13 protein-coding genes are annotated in these 14,760 nt (G+C 31.9%); all 13 read right to left on the reverse strand.

All coding sequences use genetic code 11. The features are described from left to right. Window positions 1–6 precede the first annotated feature (6 nt). Genes RT138_RS04410 through RT138_RS04470 form a run of 13 tightly spaced genes read right to left on the reverse strand, consistent with a single transcriptional unit; the run spans window position 7 to window position 14,758 of the window. Window positions 7–1,596: an alginate lyase family protein gene (locus RT138_RS04410; protein ID WP_313189713.1), complete on the reverse strand. Its 1,590-nt coding sequence runs from the start codon at window positions 1,594–1,596 to the stop codon at window positions 7–9. A gap of 6 nt (window positions 1,597–1,602) precedes the next feature. After that, window positions 1,603–2,556: a hypothetical protein gene (locus RT138_RS04415; protein WP_313189714.1), complete on the reverse strand. Its 954-nt coding sequence runs from the start codon at window positions 2,554–2,556 to the stop codon at window positions 1,603–1,605. 1 nt (window position 2,557) lies between these two features. Continuing rightward, complete coding sequence (locus tag RT138_RS04420; protein WP_313189715.1) at window positions 2,558–3,559, reverse strand: glycosyltransferase family 2 protein; 1,002 nt, start codon at window positions 3,557–3,559, stop codon at window positions 2,558–2,560. 1 nt (window position 3,560) lies between these two features. Next, entirely contained in the window at window positions 3,561–5,294 is a 1,734-nt protein-coding gene (locus tag RT138_RS04425; protein WP_313189716.1) for a DUF4838 domain-containing protein, read from the reverse strand. 9 nt (window positions 5,295–5,303) lie between these two features. After that, complete coding sequence (locus tag RT138_RS04430) at window positions 5,304–6,473, reverse strand: EpsG family protein (RefSeq protein ID WP_313189717.1); 1,170 nt, start codon at window positions 6,471–6,473, stop codon at window positions 5,304–5,306. Window positions 6,474–6,483: 10 nt separating this feature from the next. Beyond that, a complete protein-coding gene (locus RT138_RS04435) occupies window positions 6,484–7,737 on the reverse strand; it encodes an oligosaccharide flippase family protein (protein ID WP_313189718.1) in 1,254 nt (417 codons plus the stop codon). 5 nt (window positions 7,738–7,742) lie between these two features. Further along, window positions 7,743–8,603 (reverse strand): glucose-1-phosphate thymidylyltransferase RfbA, encoded by an 861-nt coding sequence (gene rfbA, locus RT138_RS04440; RefSeq protein ID WP_313189719.1) that lies wholly within the window; start codon window positions 8,601–8,603, stop codon window positions 7,743–7,745. Between the two features lie 13 nt (window positions 8,604–8,616). Then, entirely contained in the window at window positions 8,617–9,474 is an 858-nt protein-coding gene (gene rfbD / locus RT138_RS04445) for a dTDP-4-dehydrorhamnose reductase (RefSeq protein ID WP_313189720.1), read from the reverse strand. A gap of 12 nt (window positions 9,475–9,486) precedes the next feature. Beyond that, the gene (rfbC, locus tag RT138_RS04450) at window positions 9,487–10,023 is read right to left on the reverse strand and encodes a dTDP-4-dehydrorhamnose 3,5-epimerase (RefSeq protein ID WP_313189721.1); all 537 of its coding nucleotides are present in this window, start codon (window positions 10,021–10,023) and stop codon (window positions 9,487–9,489) included. Window positions 10,024–10,028: 5 nt separating this feature from the next. Further along, window positions 10,029–11,078, reverse strand: coding sequence for a dTDP-glucose 4,6-dehydratase (rfbB, locus tag RT138_RS04455; protein ID WP_313189722.1), 1,050 nt, complete (start codon window positions 11,076–11,078; stop codon window positions 10,029–10,031). A 5-nt stretch (window positions 11,079–11,083) separates the two neighbouring features. Next, the gene (wecC, locus tag RT138_RS04460) at window positions 11,084–12,292 is read right to left on the reverse strand and encodes a UDP-N-acetyl-D-mannosamine dehydrogenase (protein ID WP_313189723.1); all 1,209 of its coding nucleotides are present in this window, start codon (window positions 12,290–12,292) and stop codon (window positions 11,084–11,086) included. A 5-nt stretch (window positions 12,293–12,297) separates the two neighbouring features. Beyond that, window positions 12,298–13,419 (reverse strand): non-hydrolyzing UDP-N-acetylglucosamine 2-epimerase, encoded by a 1,122-nt coding sequence (wecB, locus tag RT138_RS04465; RefSeq protein WP_313189724.1) that lies wholly within the window; start codon window positions 13,417–13,419, stop codon window positions 12,298–12,300. 16 nt (window positions 13,420–13,435) lie between these two features. Continuing rightward, on the reverse strand, window positions 13,436–14,758 hold the full coding sequence (locus tag RT138_RS04470; protein WP_313189725.1) for a nucleotide sugar dehydrogenase: 1,323 nt from the start codon (window positions 14,756–14,758) through the stop codon (window positions 13,436–13,438). Between the last annotated feature and the right edge of the window lie 2 nt (window positions 14,759–14,760).

Consider the following 14,760-nt stretch of genomic DNA (forward strand, 5'->3'; position numbering starts at 1 on the left):
CTATAATTATTTAAAAATTATTTCCGTATTAAGTGAACTACTAAACTTGGCTTTTATTCTACTCCCTTCTTGTAGAATATTAAATTCTTCTGCATATAAAAACGATTCAATTTCGATTGAATCAACATGATCAAATTTCAAAACAGCAACTTCCTTCTTTTCCAATTTACATTCTACTCTAATAGTATTATTAACTAAAATAAGATCATAATAATCTGGGAAATGTAAATAAGCACAACATGTTAACTTCTCTACTGAAATTTTATCTATGATTTCAATGAAATCAGTTTTAAAAACAAACTTTCTTTTGTGGAGTGCGTTCAGATCACTATATCCATCATGCTGAGCTTCAATGAAATCAATCCCTTCATTTGATATTTTGGTTGTTGCCCTTTTCCCTACACGAAATGCGCCCCAAACTTCCGATTGATTCTTATCCGCTACAACTACTGTATTATGGGCTTCGGTCGATCGCTCTAACTTCCTTCTATTATTATCATTATAGGTTGAAGTTCCCTGCTCAATTAGGAAAGGTCGATTCTTAAAATATAAGATAAAGCTTAAGGCATCTGAATGTCCATGCCCTGCTTGATATGATGCGCCAATTTCTGCCACATCCACTTTAATCTCATAATTGTTATTTATATAACTTCTATAGCCAGATTCATTCAATTTTAGAGTCTTAATGGCTTCAATACCCAGTAATTCAGAATAGGAAAGCAGCTCTTTAGTATCTAATGCTATATTTTTTGCTGAATCATTAAACAGAGGAATATCACCATTCTGGAATTTAATGTTTTCTAAGTAGCTCTTCATTTTTGAAGCTTTCCCCTTGATAAAACCTAAAAACTCATTATCCTTTGGATATGTATTGGAGTACCAATCAATTAATTCAAGTAGCCTGAAAAATATTATATTATGGTACATTGGACTTAATTCAAAATGCCCGCCATCTTCAAGAATCTGTTCATTAAGCTCTCTAATAATTAACTCTTTAGCTTTTTTAACCCAATCCTCATTCTTAAAAAAAACACCTCCCAAAATCATCGCAAATCCATTCTCCAACAAATGATTACCCAAAAGATGGAACTCATAATTGTTATGTAGATAAGCAAGTTCTTGTTTTAAGAAATTTAACACCTTTTCATTCACAATATTGTTTTTTAAACAATATTTGATAATGTTTATGCTTCTCAAAGAAACAGGATATGGCTCTAATATTCTCTTATTTATTATGGAAAAAGCATAAAACTCATGAATTAGTTCATTTTTCTTCTCAACTCCTAAATTGTTTTGATTAAGAAAATCGAAGTATTCTAAATTATAATTCCAAAGTTTACCATATGTTGTGAGATTCCAATTAATCGAATCACCGAATTGATGCTTAATATTTAAAAAAACAAATTCATTATTTTTTAAATACTTATTATAATTGGATAACGGGAAAAACCTAAATTTTATGCCATTATCAATTTCTAAACTGTAATCATTATTTGAAATATAAGATTTCTCCTTAAATCTAGTTTTTAACTGACTATATATTTGAATTGGCCGTAGAAACCTTATAGTATTTAATAATTTTCCGAATTCGTACATTAAAATTTAACTATAGATAATTGATAATTTTTCAAAAATTTGCGAATCTTTGGATTTCGCTGTTAACTCTACAGATTGAATTAATTCAACGAACCTATATTCTCCCCTTTTATACAAAATACTACCTTCTGGCCTACTAACTGCATTTGTTGCGAAGGTAGGCTTATTTAAATACAATGACTCCCTAATTGATATTGAATCACCGTCAGTGCTAGTATTCCTTATATTAGCATCGGAAATTTTTAACACTTCAAAATATGAATGTGGTTCTGAGATTAATAAAATGTTATCCCTAATATTAATATTATTCGAAGAGAAATAATTTCCATAATCTCCAGATGGATCAGAAATAACTAAACAAGAGGAAGATTCTACAAGAGGTGAATTAAAATAATTCACTAAATCAATAATTCCATATATTTCAACACCGTCCTTATCATAATTTAATGCAGAACCATTTGTGGCGAAAATATTCTTGTATTTTTTTGATAATGTAGTTAACTTACTTAAGATATCTCGATTTAATTTATCTTCATTTATTGGAGGAATAAAAACTGACATTAGCACCGCTCTTTTATTAATTTGTTTTGCCTTTTCATAGGAACTAACATTTAACATTATAGGGATGGTTGTAAATTTAATATTAACAAACGAAAATATTTTTTTCAGTCCTGAAAATCGATTCAAATCCCCATGGAAAGTAATAATTGATTTTTTTCCTAAGCAAAATGCAATAAAAATTAGAAAAAATTGAAAAAACACATTTGAAACATGAATATGAACAACTTTTGCTTTTAGAATTTTATTAAATAATTCTTGAATTCTGAAATTTCTTAAATCAACAAAAGAATAATTCACATTATTGATCTTCAGCAGATGCAACAATCGTTGAACATGAATAGTGACTCCTCCAACTGGAGGAGGGATTTTACCTATTATTAGTATTCCTACCAAAGACATCTTAATAATTTTTATTAGAAATGGAGATAAAATCTTCCCTTAAAAATTTTTCCTTATTTGTATTTTTTAATACTTCTTTCCATATTCTTGAAAAGGTTCTTAAATTAAATTTCTTCATTCTTATCAATAATCTTATTGAAGACAGCATATGTAAACCAACTGAGAGCATCCAAGCCGATTTGGGCAAATTATCAGCCAAATTAGATATTCTTTGACTGTAATGATAGGTCATTTTACCTACTGAATTTTTGGATATTAAATCTCTTGAAGAACCAACTTTGTGATAGATAATAGATTCAAAATCACATATTATTTTCAAACCTAGTTTTTTTACCCTAAATGCAAATTCCATATCCTCTTCTCCAAAAAAGAATTTTTCTGATAGTTTTCCTACCTTATCTAAGTCAAACATTAAACAACAACCTGTTCCATAATCTACAACCTTAGTTCCATTTTGCGGAGTTTCATTAATATTTTTAAAGGCGTAATAGTATTTTCTAATACCTAAAAAATTAATTTTACCACCGCAATTCCAAATCACATCAGAAGGATTAAAATAACGAATTTGAGGAATAACAGCTCCAATATGTTTGTCTGACTTTAACAATCTAAACAACTTTTCAATAGAATTATCATAAACTACTGTATCATTATTCAACAATAAAGCATATCTTCCTCCGATTCGATTTACAAGGTCTAAACCTACATTATTACCGCCTGCGAAACCTAAATTCTCATCATTCTTAATAAAATAAAATCCATTATTATTTAAGGAAACATGATTAGAATCAATAATTTGTTGTGAAACTTCCGGCCCAGTTAATTCAATATAGTTCGAAAATTTTTCCCTCAGATATTTTTGAATTTCTAATACTTCTTCGTTATTAGATCCATTGTCAACTAAAACTATATTGCAACTTCCTTTATTAATGCTTTCAATACAAAATATTGTGTCATGCCAACCATTCCAATTGAGTATAACAATAAATAATTCATCCTTCATTTTATAAGTTTGATTTAATTAAATAATAAGTATTATAATGAAGAGGATTTTTCTTCAAGGTTTCTAAAGTATTCATAAACTTAGTTGAACCATTTAGATCTTTAATATTTTTATATTTACTGTTTTTAGAGACTTCTTCAAAGGCTGATTTATATAATTCCCACATGTTTCTCAGTAAACGTGCTCTGTCTACCTGACTTGGATTCGAGTTCCTAGCTTTTTCTTGAACTAGGGTCATTAACTTATTTAATTCACTAATTTTACTTTCATTTATTACGTTTATATACCCCAAATCATTAAAGGGTAAGAAGGCAACATTTCGATTAAACCATTGACTATTTGAAATATCTTTTATCCATATTTCATCAATCATTAAATAAAACTTTTCTAAATATGGTGATGCGTCCTGACCAACAGCTTTTGTACACCATTCTTTCAATAATTCCTTTTCGTTTAAATTCACATCCCAAAGCAGTTTTGATAGAATCCAGTATCTTGGACCTTCGCCCCAATTAGGGTATATTTCTGCATAGTAATAATTAACATTATTTGAATTTGCCCATTTTAAATAGTCAGAGGTTAAACCGAAATATTCCCTTGGGAACAAGTAGCTTCTTCCATAATAATAATCATACCAACCCAATTCATTAACTTTTGTCTTCCATTGAGAGGTTAATTTTTGATCTTCAGATTTAAAAGTATTATTTGTCCATCTCAACCTTTCAAATGTTATAAATGGAATTATTTGGGATTTATTTTCGAAATTCAGACTTGGCGGTTCAGAAACGTTATAATAAGCTAGCAAACCGTACTTTATGTTTGGTTTTTTTTGATTAACAGCTGTAATTAGTTTATCAACCCAAGCATAATACTCATTTGAATAACTGTTTAATCCTAAATAATTCTTCCCTTGGGAAGCACCATCTGAAGATTTGCGAGAATCATTGATTCCTAAAGAAAAACTACTAGCAGTTGGATTTTTCTCCAAATACTTTCCCACTACATCAACAGAGTGTTCAAAAAACAAATTAGATTTAAAATCAGGGTTCCAATTAATATCAGACTTATCTTTTGGATAATAAATCTTCCCATTATATTTTGGAAAAAGAGATTTATTATAATTCTTAATTTCCTTTTCAGCGAAAAATGAATTCATGTTATGATGAAACGCAGGGTTATAATTCAATTTGTTTCTTCTACCCCAATAATGAATATCATCTTTTAAATTAATATCAATAGGAGATAATTGTCTTCCTTTAAAACTCGGAGAAAATACACGATCAATATTTGGAATAGATATAGTTTCCTTTTTTTCAAAATATTCACCATAATGTGTAGGCATCAACCAAGTTACATTCAAATAACTCTCTAAAAAATGATATACACCATATTCTAAACCTAAAGAGGAATTACTATAAATTGTAATATTTGTTCCATCAGAAATTATTAAAAAAGCATCTTCAGAAAAATTCGCTAACCTAGATCGGAATTTATTATCATTGTGTATTAAATGTAAATTATATCTGCCGGGTTTAGTACTTATAGATAACTTTGTCCCAGATACTTTTTCAATATATTCATTCAATATATTTGCAATCTTTATCCCGTCTTTATCTTCCTTTTTCAATACAATAACTGCATTGGCCTGACCATTTTTGATTATATCAACTCCAAAAGACTTACAACTAATAAAAATGTAAGATAAAAGCAATATAACAACTGTAGTATTTCTCATAACTGTTTTTTATAATACGTTTTGTCTATGATAATCCATGTACATAATATTATAGTACATTCTCTCTCTATTTTCTTCAATTTTAGGATTAATAACGGAATGATATGGATAATATAACATGTAAAATCGAGTGTCGGGAAATCTATCTGACATATCTCTGTAATAGTAATAAAATTGATAAAACAACATACAGGACACAGCAAATGCTTTCAAAGGAACCAAAAAGTTAAATCTTCTAGGCAAGACCAATAATATCGTATCTATAGAATAGACCAAATTAATAATTAAAAAATAATTCAATATTCTATAAGCCCCACCAATTACCATTGAAAGTGTACCAAAAATTAATGTAACAAAAATAAAATTGTCTAATGGATGTTGGATAGCTATTCTTTTCCTAATGAAATAGAACACTACTGGAGGTAGAAACAACAAGGATTGCATGATTTTTCCATATATATTAATTTCCTTCGTTAAGTAGGAATTAAACTTATCGCTTATTTGACTAGGAAGCGGCAAAACCTCTACAAAAGAATATAAGTCGATAAATGAGAAAAAGATTGTAATGACTCCAGCTATAATTAAATATATTTTTTTTATGGGTCTAAAAAAGAATGGCAGAAAGAAAAGGATAATTGCTGAGGTATGAAATAATAACGCAATAACACAAAAAAAATAATATTTTCTCCAATCTCTTTTAAGTATAAATGGAACTGAAATTAAAAAAACCGAAATTGCTAATGATTCCCTTAAAATTTCCATATTGTAATAAGGAAAGGAAAAAATAAAATAAGCTGTGATTAAGAGATACTTTTTTGAAGAATATTTTTTAACAAACCAAAAGATGGTTGAATTTACAAGAATAGCATGTAAAAATTGAAAAGTCGTGAAATCATTATAAATAACTTTAGCAATTCCATTAAATACATACCATAGAGGATTATATTTAGCATTAATAAAATCAAAGTGTCTTAATTCTGCTAATGAAGGTAATTCTGGAAACATCATAAAATATGACAAAGAATCACCGCCAACTCTATATCGAAAACCACTTAAACAGATAATTATTATTAAAATAAAATAATACAATATATCCAAATTTGGATCCTTTTTAATAAAACCATTTATCTCAAAGTAAACACCAAATAATAAAATAATTAATATAATAGCATAAACCATTCTACCTTTTTTAAATATCTTTCAGAGTGAAAACCTGTTTTAAAATTAATAAAAACAAAACTATCTCTGCACTAACCATTGCAATCGCTGCCCCTAAATCTTGTAAAAAATACGACAATGAGGTACAAATTACCACACTTATCAATCCACTTATCCAAACTGCTTTAGAAAAATATCTATCCATCCCCATATTGACCATTCCAATAATACCATAATAATAGTTTAATCCTCCAAAAAGGATAATAAAGCTCAAAATTCTTAGATCAAGAATAGTATTAGGAATATATTCTCCCAAATATAAATTAATAATGGTCGGGGAAAAAACACAAAGCAATAAACTGCCAAATAAGAACAGCCCGCATAAAATTTGGCCTGTTTTATTAAAGGTATCCATGGTTGAGCTACTTGAGTCTGCAAACCTTTTACTGAAATGGGGATATAGTGCAGTTACAATAATATTGGTAAAAGATTGAACTGCTTTCACTAGTTTCTCTGCGGGAGCATACAAACCTACAAAGGTATAATTCGTCATTAATCCTAAAATAATAATATTGGATTCTCTATAAAAGTTCATGCCTATGGTAGATAGAAACAATTGCCAACCTTCTTTTAGCTCCATCAGCAATTCCTGTAATTTGGGAAAAACGAACTTTATTTTCAATACAAAATGAAGAATACATATCGAGGCTAACGCACCAAGTAAAAAACTTATCGATTGAAATCCCATTAATAACCCCATATCCTTTTCATTCTCAATAAAGAAGATGATTAAAACAAAGACAATTACCCTTACAATTAAATTAATAACCGTAATAAACTTCATCTTTTCCAACCCCTGAAATAACCAAACTGGAATCAATCCCTGTCCTAAAAATATTCCGCTACCGAATAGGTAAATAGAAAGTGTATCAGGTATAAAAGGTTGAAAACAGATTAAACCAAGAATCAAAACCGCTGAAATTGCGACTCTAATAACAGTTATAGAACTGTAAGTCCGAGAAATCAGATCGCGATTCTCCTGATTTTTGGCTATTTTATTAGTTGCTGAAAAATTAAAGCCATATTGAACCAGTAAATTCAGATAATTTAAGATCGTATATGCAAATATATAAATCCCATAATTCTCAACACCCATCCTCTTTATCAAAATGGGGATAATTAGTAAAGGAAAGATGTAGTTAACAATGTTTAATACAGAAAGTGATAAAAAATTCTCTATTACTTTTTTTGCTGAACCAGACTTGAATTTACTTAAAACAGACACCTTAACTATTTTACTACTCTTAACAAATATTCGCCGTACCCACTTTTTCTCAAAGGTTCCGCAATTTTGACCAATTGGTTTTTTCCAATATATCCCATTCTATATGCTACTTCTTCTACCGCCCCAATCTTCATTCCCTGTCTCTCTTCGATTACCTGCACAAATTGCCCTGCTTGCATAAGTGATTGAATGGTGCCGGTATCTAACCAAGCTGTACCTCTATCAAATACTCCAACTTTTAATTTTCCTCGTTTTAAGTATTCCTTATTAATGTCAGTGATTTCCAATTCACCTCGGTGGGATGGCTTTATTGACTTAGCAATTTCAACCACATCATTATCATAAAAATAAAGGCCAGGAACTGCATAATTGGATTTAGGATCAGTTGGTTTCTCTTCTATGGAAACTACGTTCTTGTTCTTATCAAATTCAACCACACCATATCTTTCCGGATCATGGACCGGATATGCAAATACATAACCTCCATCTGGATTTGCACAGGACTGTAGAAGTTTGGACATTCCTGAGCCATAAAAGATATTATCGCCTAAAATTAATGCGACCTTGTCATCACCGATAAAATCTGCCCCAAGGATAAATGCTTGGGCTAAGCCATCTGGTGACGGTTGTTCTATATAAGAAAATTTGCAGCCAATTTGCGACCCGTCTCCCAATAATTTCTCAAAATTGGGTAGATCTTGGGGCGTTGAAATAATCAGTATCTCATTAATCCCTGCCAACATTAAGGTGGAAAGGGGATAATAGATCATTGGTTTATCATAAACTGGCATTAATTGTTTAGAAACAGCTAATGTAAGAGGATGAAGTCTTGTACCAGATCCCCCTGCTAATATGATTCCTTTCATTTTTATAGTTTATTTAATTGTTCAATGAATCCATCATTTCCTTTAGACTATCTTTCCATGATGGAACATCCACCTGATAAACCCTTTTTATTTTAGTTTTGTCTAAAAGAGAAAATTTTGGCCTTTTTGCAGGCGTTGGATAAGAAGTAGTTGATATTGAGTTTATTTTTGTGTTAAAACCATTGAGTTCCTTGATTGCTTGAGCAAAATCAAACCAAGATATTTCACCTTCATTGGAATAGTGATAAATTCCAGAAATCCATTCACCGGATTTAATAACTTTAATAATAGCCTTTGCCAAATCCCTTGCATAGGTTGGTGAACCAATTTGATCGCTAATTACAGATATTTCTTCTCTTTCTGTCATCAGCCTAATCATCGTCTTTACAAAATTATTCCCATAGATCGAATAAACCCATGATGTTCTAATAATGATTGCCTCCGATAAAACCCGTTGAATCGCAACTTCTCCCAATAACTTTGTCTTTCCATATACATTTATAGGATCCACCTCTGCCTCTTCATTTAATGGGCTGGTTGAATTACCGTCAAAAACGTAATCAGTAGAAATGCTAATTAACCTGCAATCATTTTCAACACAATATTCTGCTATTTCTCTACTCGCTAAATGATTGATTCGATCAGCAACCTCCTCTTCAGTTTCTGCTTTATCAACAGCAGTATATGCAGCAGCGTGAATAATAATCTCTGGGTGATATTCATTTAAAACAGCTTTAATCTTTTCCGTGTTTTCAAGAGGCAGTTCTCCACGAGAAAGATAACTTACTTCAAATTCAGATTCTAATTCAAAAAGATCCTTCAATTCGGAACCCAATTGACCATTTACACCAGTTATTAATATTCTCTGCATTATAAAATTATTTTATTTTTTAAATGATCTTGCATTCTTATCCTTTTCAGATAGTATCATTTCTTCAAGAGGAACTTGCCAATCCACAGCCAAAGTATGATCTAGTGGATTAACTCCATCCTCAGACTCCTTATTATAAACATTGTCACATTTATAGAAAAATGTTGCTGAAGCTGATAATACGGCGAAGCCATGCAAAAAACCTCTTGGAATAAATAGTTGACGGTTATTTTCTTCTGATAATTCAACAGCAACATATTCTCCATACGTTTCAGAACCTTCCCTCACATCAACTGCAATATCCAAAACCTTCCCCTCTAACACTCGTACTAATTTCGCCTGAGCAAATTCTCCCGTTTGCTGGTGCAACCCCCTAATCACTCCGTAGGAAGATTTTGATTGATTGTCTTGTAAAAATACTGGATTCAATCCCGTTAGCTCCTCAAATTTAATTTGATTATAGGATTCAAAAAAATATCCCCTTGAATCTTGAAAAACTGAAGGTTCAATGATAAAACAGCCTTTTAATTTTGTTTCAATAGCTTTCATCGTTACTAAGAATATTGCTTATTATAATAATTTTGGTAGTCTCCCGAAGTTACATTGTCAAGCCAATCCTGATTGTTTAAAAACCAATCGATCGTAACTGATAATCCCTCTTCAAATGTAACAGATGGTTGGTACCCTACTTCTTTATTAATTTTAGCTGCATCAATTGCATATCGCAAATCATGACCAGGTCTATCCTTTACAAAGGTGATCAATTGAGCAGAAGTCCCCGGTTCCCGATTTAATTTAGAATCCATCTGTCTACAGAGTTCCTTAACCAAATCAATATTTTGCCATTCATTAAACCCACCTACATTATAAGACTCACCTAAATTTCCATTATGGAATACTAAATCAATTGCTCTTGCATGATCCTTAACAAAAAGCCAATCTCTCGTAAACTTTCCATCTCCGTAAATGGGAAGTGGTTTATTATTTAGAATATTATGGATACAAAGTGGAATTAGTTTTTCCGGAAAATGGTTAGGACCATAATTATTAGAACAGTTTGTAATAACTACAGGGAGCCCATAAGTGTCATGATAAGCACGGACAAAATGATCCGAAGATGCTTTTGAAGCTGAGTAAGGAGAGTGTGGATCATAAGAAGTGGTTTCGGTAAATAAACCTGTTTCGCCTAATGTTCCATAAACTTCATCTGTAGATACGTGATGAAATAATTTCCCTTCAAAATTATCTTTCCATAACTCTTTTGATGCATTTAACAAATTTACTGTGCCAATTACGTTAGTCATAACAAATGCAGAAGGATCTGTTATTGACCTATCCACATGTGATTCAGCTGCTAAGTGTATAACACCGTCAGGTTTAAATTTATCAAAGATCTCATTGATAAGGTTTGCATCCGTAATATCTGCTTTCACGAATGTATAATTAGGAGAATCCTGGATATCGATAAGGTTCTCTAAATTTCCCGCATAAGTTAATGCATCAAGATTGATGATTTTATATTCTGGGTATTTTTGCACCATTTCCCGAACTACATGGGAACCAATAAATCCAGCACCACCAGTTATTATTATTGTTCTTTTCATATTAATTATCTCCTTACGCCACAGAAATCAAGGATTACTTTATTGTTGGCAATGTTTAGATCTTTAAATTCATTATGCGCTACTAAAAATGCAATAATATCTGCTTTTTCTACAGCTTCTCCGTATTCTGTCAATTTGAAAATTTTATGTTCATGGATATTAGGTTCAACAATGAAATATTCCTCTTCATTTGCATCTTGCAATACCCTTTGAACAATATACTTCGCAGGTGACTCCCTTAGATCATCAATATTAGGTTTAAAAGCCATTCCCATCAAGGCAATCTTTGGCTCTTTATTGTTTTTTAATTGAAACTCTTTTCTAGCTTCTTTTATCTTTTCAGCAACCCAAAATGCTTTATGGTTATTGATCTCACGTGCTTTTCCAATAATTCTCGATTCCAAAGGAAATTCTGAAACAATAAAATATGGATCAACCGCGATACAGTGGCCTCCTACACCACAGCCAGGTTGAAGAATATTTACACGTGGGTGCTTATTTGCCAAATTAATTAATTCCCATACATTGATCCCTGCTTTATCGCAGATTAATGACAGTTCATTAGCAAAGGCAATTTGAACATCTCTTGAAGAGTTTTCAGTCAATTTACACATCTCGGCAGTTCTCGCATTTGTTGGGTGTAATTCACCTTTCACAAACTGGCTATAAAACTCAATCGCTTTTTTCGTTGAATCTTCATTCACACCACCAATTACACGGTCATTATGCACCAATTCATACATCACATTTCCTGGTAATACACGTTCAGGACAATAAGCTAATGAAATTTTTCCTTCTAATTCCGGACGTTTTGAAAAAATCAATGCCATCATTTTTTCAGTTGTTCCAACTGGCGAAGTAGATTCAATAATATACAGGTCCCCTTCTTTAAATAAGGGTAAAACTGCCTCAGTAGCTGCTTGAACGTAAGAAATATCCGGTTCATGATCTCCTTTAAAAGGAGTTGGCACTACTATTAAGTAAGTATCTGCTGGAACTGGGGTAGTTCCTGCTTTCAATAATCCATCCTGAACTGCTTTAGCAACAGCTTTATCTAAATCAGGTTCTACGATATGAATCTTTCCAGCATTGATGGTATCAACTACATGTTGGGAAATATCTACTCCGTGAACTGGGATCCCACTATTAGCAATCAATGCTGAGGTTGGTAATCCAATATAACCTAAACCTACGGTAACAACTTTCGCTTGCATTTCTTTTATTTATTTATGTTTCTAATAAATTTAACAATTCTTTCACATGCCTTTCCATCTCCATATGGATTGTGAAGTCCTGACATTTCCTTATACCTAGTTGTATCTTCGATCAAACTCTGCGCTTCAGAAACGATTTTATTTTTATCGGTACCTACCAAGATAACTGTTCCTGCATCCACGGCTTCCGGTCGTTCAGTTGTATCTCTCATTACCAAAACTGGTTTACCTAAACTAGGTGCCTCTTCTTGAACACCTCCAGAATCAGTAATAATCAAATAAGATTGATTCATTAACCAGACAAAAGCTGGGTAAGCCAAAGGATCAATTAATTGAATATTATCAACTCCTGATAAGATCTTATAAACTGGCTTTTTAACATTCGGATTTAAATGAACTGGATAGATTATTTGAACATCAGGATTTGTTAATGCAATTTCCTTTAACGCCTCACAGATATTAATAAATCCCTGTCCATGATTTTCCCTTCTATGTCCAGTCACTAAAATTAACTTTTTGCTGGTATCAACGATACCTTTCAATTGTTCAATTTCATCGTTATCTAGGTCTTTCACCCTTTCTGAACTATCAAAAAGAGCGTCAATTACAGTATTACCGGTAACTAAAATGTCTTTTTCTTGAATGTTTTCTCGCAGAAGGTTTTCCTTAGAAGCTTCAGTTGGCGCAAAGTGAAAATCACATATACGACCAGCCACCTGTCTATTGATCTCTTCTGGAAAAGGTGATCTTTTATTGTGGGTTCTTAGTCCAGCCTCAACATGACAAACTTGAGCTCCTGAATAAAAAGCTGCTATACTACTTGCCATTGTGGTTGTTGTATCACCATGAACATAAACATAATCAGGTTTGAAATCCTCTAATACAGGTTTTAATTCTGTAATTATATCTGCAGTCAAAGTATATAGGTTCTGATTTGGTTTCATTAGATTCAAATCATAGTCCGGTTTGATATCAAAGAACTCAAGTACTTGATCTAACATTTCACGATGTTGTGCTGTCACACATACCCTAGTTTCAAAATCTGATTGATTTTGAAAAGCTTTAACTAATGGAGCCATTTTAATAGCCTCTGGACGTGTACCAAACACAATTAGATTCCTTTTCATATATATATTTACTGTTTTACAATCTACTATCCACTAAATCTCGATTTAAACAAGATTTACTGTCAAATATTATTCCTTTATCATTCAATAACTTCCCAAAATTCAATTTTAGAAATTCATTATGTGCAACTGCTAAGATTATGGCCGAATACCTATTATTATTACTTAATTTATCAATACACTCAATCCCATAAACCCTCTTCACTTCTTCTTTATGCGCCCAGGGATCACAAACATGTACCTTCACCCCATACGAAACCAACTCCTCATAAATATCCACAACCCTTGTATTCCTTATATCTGGGCAATTCTCCTTGAATGTAATTCCTAAAATCAAGGCATTGGAGTTCTTTACAGGAATATCCTTTTGGATCATCATTTTCACTACTTTATTTGCAATAAATGACCCCATGTTATCATTAACTCTTCTTCCTGACAAGATAACCTGAGGATGGTAACCAACTGATTGAGCCTTGTAGGTCAAGTAATAGGGGTCAACACCTATACAATGTCCCCCTACCAATCCAGGTTTATATTTCAAGAAATTCCATTTCGTCCCAGCTGCTTCAATCACGTCATTGGTATCGATACCAAGCCTATCGAATATCAGTGCCAATTCATTTACAAATGAAATATTAACATCACGTTGAGCATTTTCGATGGCTTTAGAAGCTTCAGCAACTTTGATCGATGGAGCTTTATGAGTACCCGCTATGATTATGGAACGATAAAGATCATCCACTCGATTGGCTATATCCGGGGTAGATCCCGATGTTACTTTTTGGATTTGAGGTAAGGTCCTGATTTTATCTCCTGGATTGATACGTTCTGGTGAGTAACCTACATAGAAATCCTGATTAAATTTCAATCCAGATGTTTCCTCTAAAACTGGCACACATTCTTCTTCTGTACAGCCAGGATATACTGTTGATTCATAAATAACAATATCGCCAGATTTCAATACTGAACCTATCATGGTAGACGCCTTCTTTAAAAAACTTAAATCTGGAAATTTAAAGGAATCTATCGGGGTCGGAACTGTTACAATAAAAGTATTACATTTTTTTATATCTTCCATATTTGAAGAAAAAGACAAGCCTTTCGAAGTTTCAGGCAAAGATTCCAAAACGATTTTTAAATCTACCTCATTAACTTCTTGTGTCCGATCCCTACCCGATTTAAGTTCGTCAATTCTAACGGCATCTATATCGAAGCCTATAACCGTGTATTTTTTTGCAAATTCAACAGCAAGAGGGAGCCCAACATAACCCAAACCAATTATGGCTATATTGACCTGATCTAAAATCGTCCGATTATTTACCTCCTGAATATCTCCCACTT

Origin of the sequence: Sphingobacterium sp. (assembly GCF_032065005.1) — a bacterium.
Classification (GTDB): Bacteria; Bacteroidota; Bacteroidia; order Sphingobacteriales; family Sphingobacteriaceae; genus Sphingobacterium.

Excerpts from the sequence above, each read along its gene's own strand:
- RT138_RS04410 (WP_313189713.1), bottom strand. The coding sequence starts at position 1,596 with ATGTACGAATTCGGAAAATTATTAAATACTATAAGGTTTCTACGGCCA.
- RT138_RS04415 (WP_313189714.1), bottom strand. The coding sequence starts at position 2,556 with ATGTCTTTGGTAGGAATACTAATAATAGGTAAAATCCCTCCTCCAGTT.
- RT138_RS04420 (WP_313189715.1), bottom strand. The coding sequence starts at position 3,559 with ATGAAGGATGAATTATTTATTGTTATACTCAATTGGAATGGTTGGCAT.
- RT138_RS04425 (WP_313189716.1), bottom strand. The coding sequence starts at position 5,294 with ATGAGAAATACTACAGTTGTTATATTGCTTTTATCTTACATTTTTATT.
- RT138_RS04430 (WP_313189717.1), bottom strand. The coding sequence starts at position 6,473 with ATGGTTTATGCTATTATATTAATTATTTTATTATTTGGTGTTTACTTT.
- rfbA (WP_313189719.1), bottom strand. The coding sequence starts at position 8,603 with ATGAAAGGAATCATATTAGCAGGGGGATCTGGTACAAGACTTCATCCT.
- rfbD (WP_313189720.1), bottom strand. The coding sequence starts at position 9,474 with ATGCAGAGAATATTAATAACTGGTGTAAATGGTCAATTGGGTTCCGAA.
- rfbC (WP_313189721.1), bottom strand. The coding sequence starts at position 10,023 with ATGAAAGCTATTGAAACAAAATTAAAAGGCTGTTTTATCATTGAACCT.
- rfbB (WP_313189722.1), bottom strand. The coding sequence starts at position 11,078 with ATGAAAAGAACAATAATAATAACTGGTGGTGCTGGATTTATTGGTTCC.
- wecC (WP_313189723.1), bottom strand. The coding sequence starts at position 12,292 with ATGCAAGCGAAAGTTGTTACCGTAGGTTTAGGTTATATTGGATTACCA.
- wecB (WP_313189724.1), bottom strand. The coding sequence starts at position 13,419 with ATGAAAAGGAATCTAATTGTGTTTGGTACACGTCCAGAGGCTATTAAA.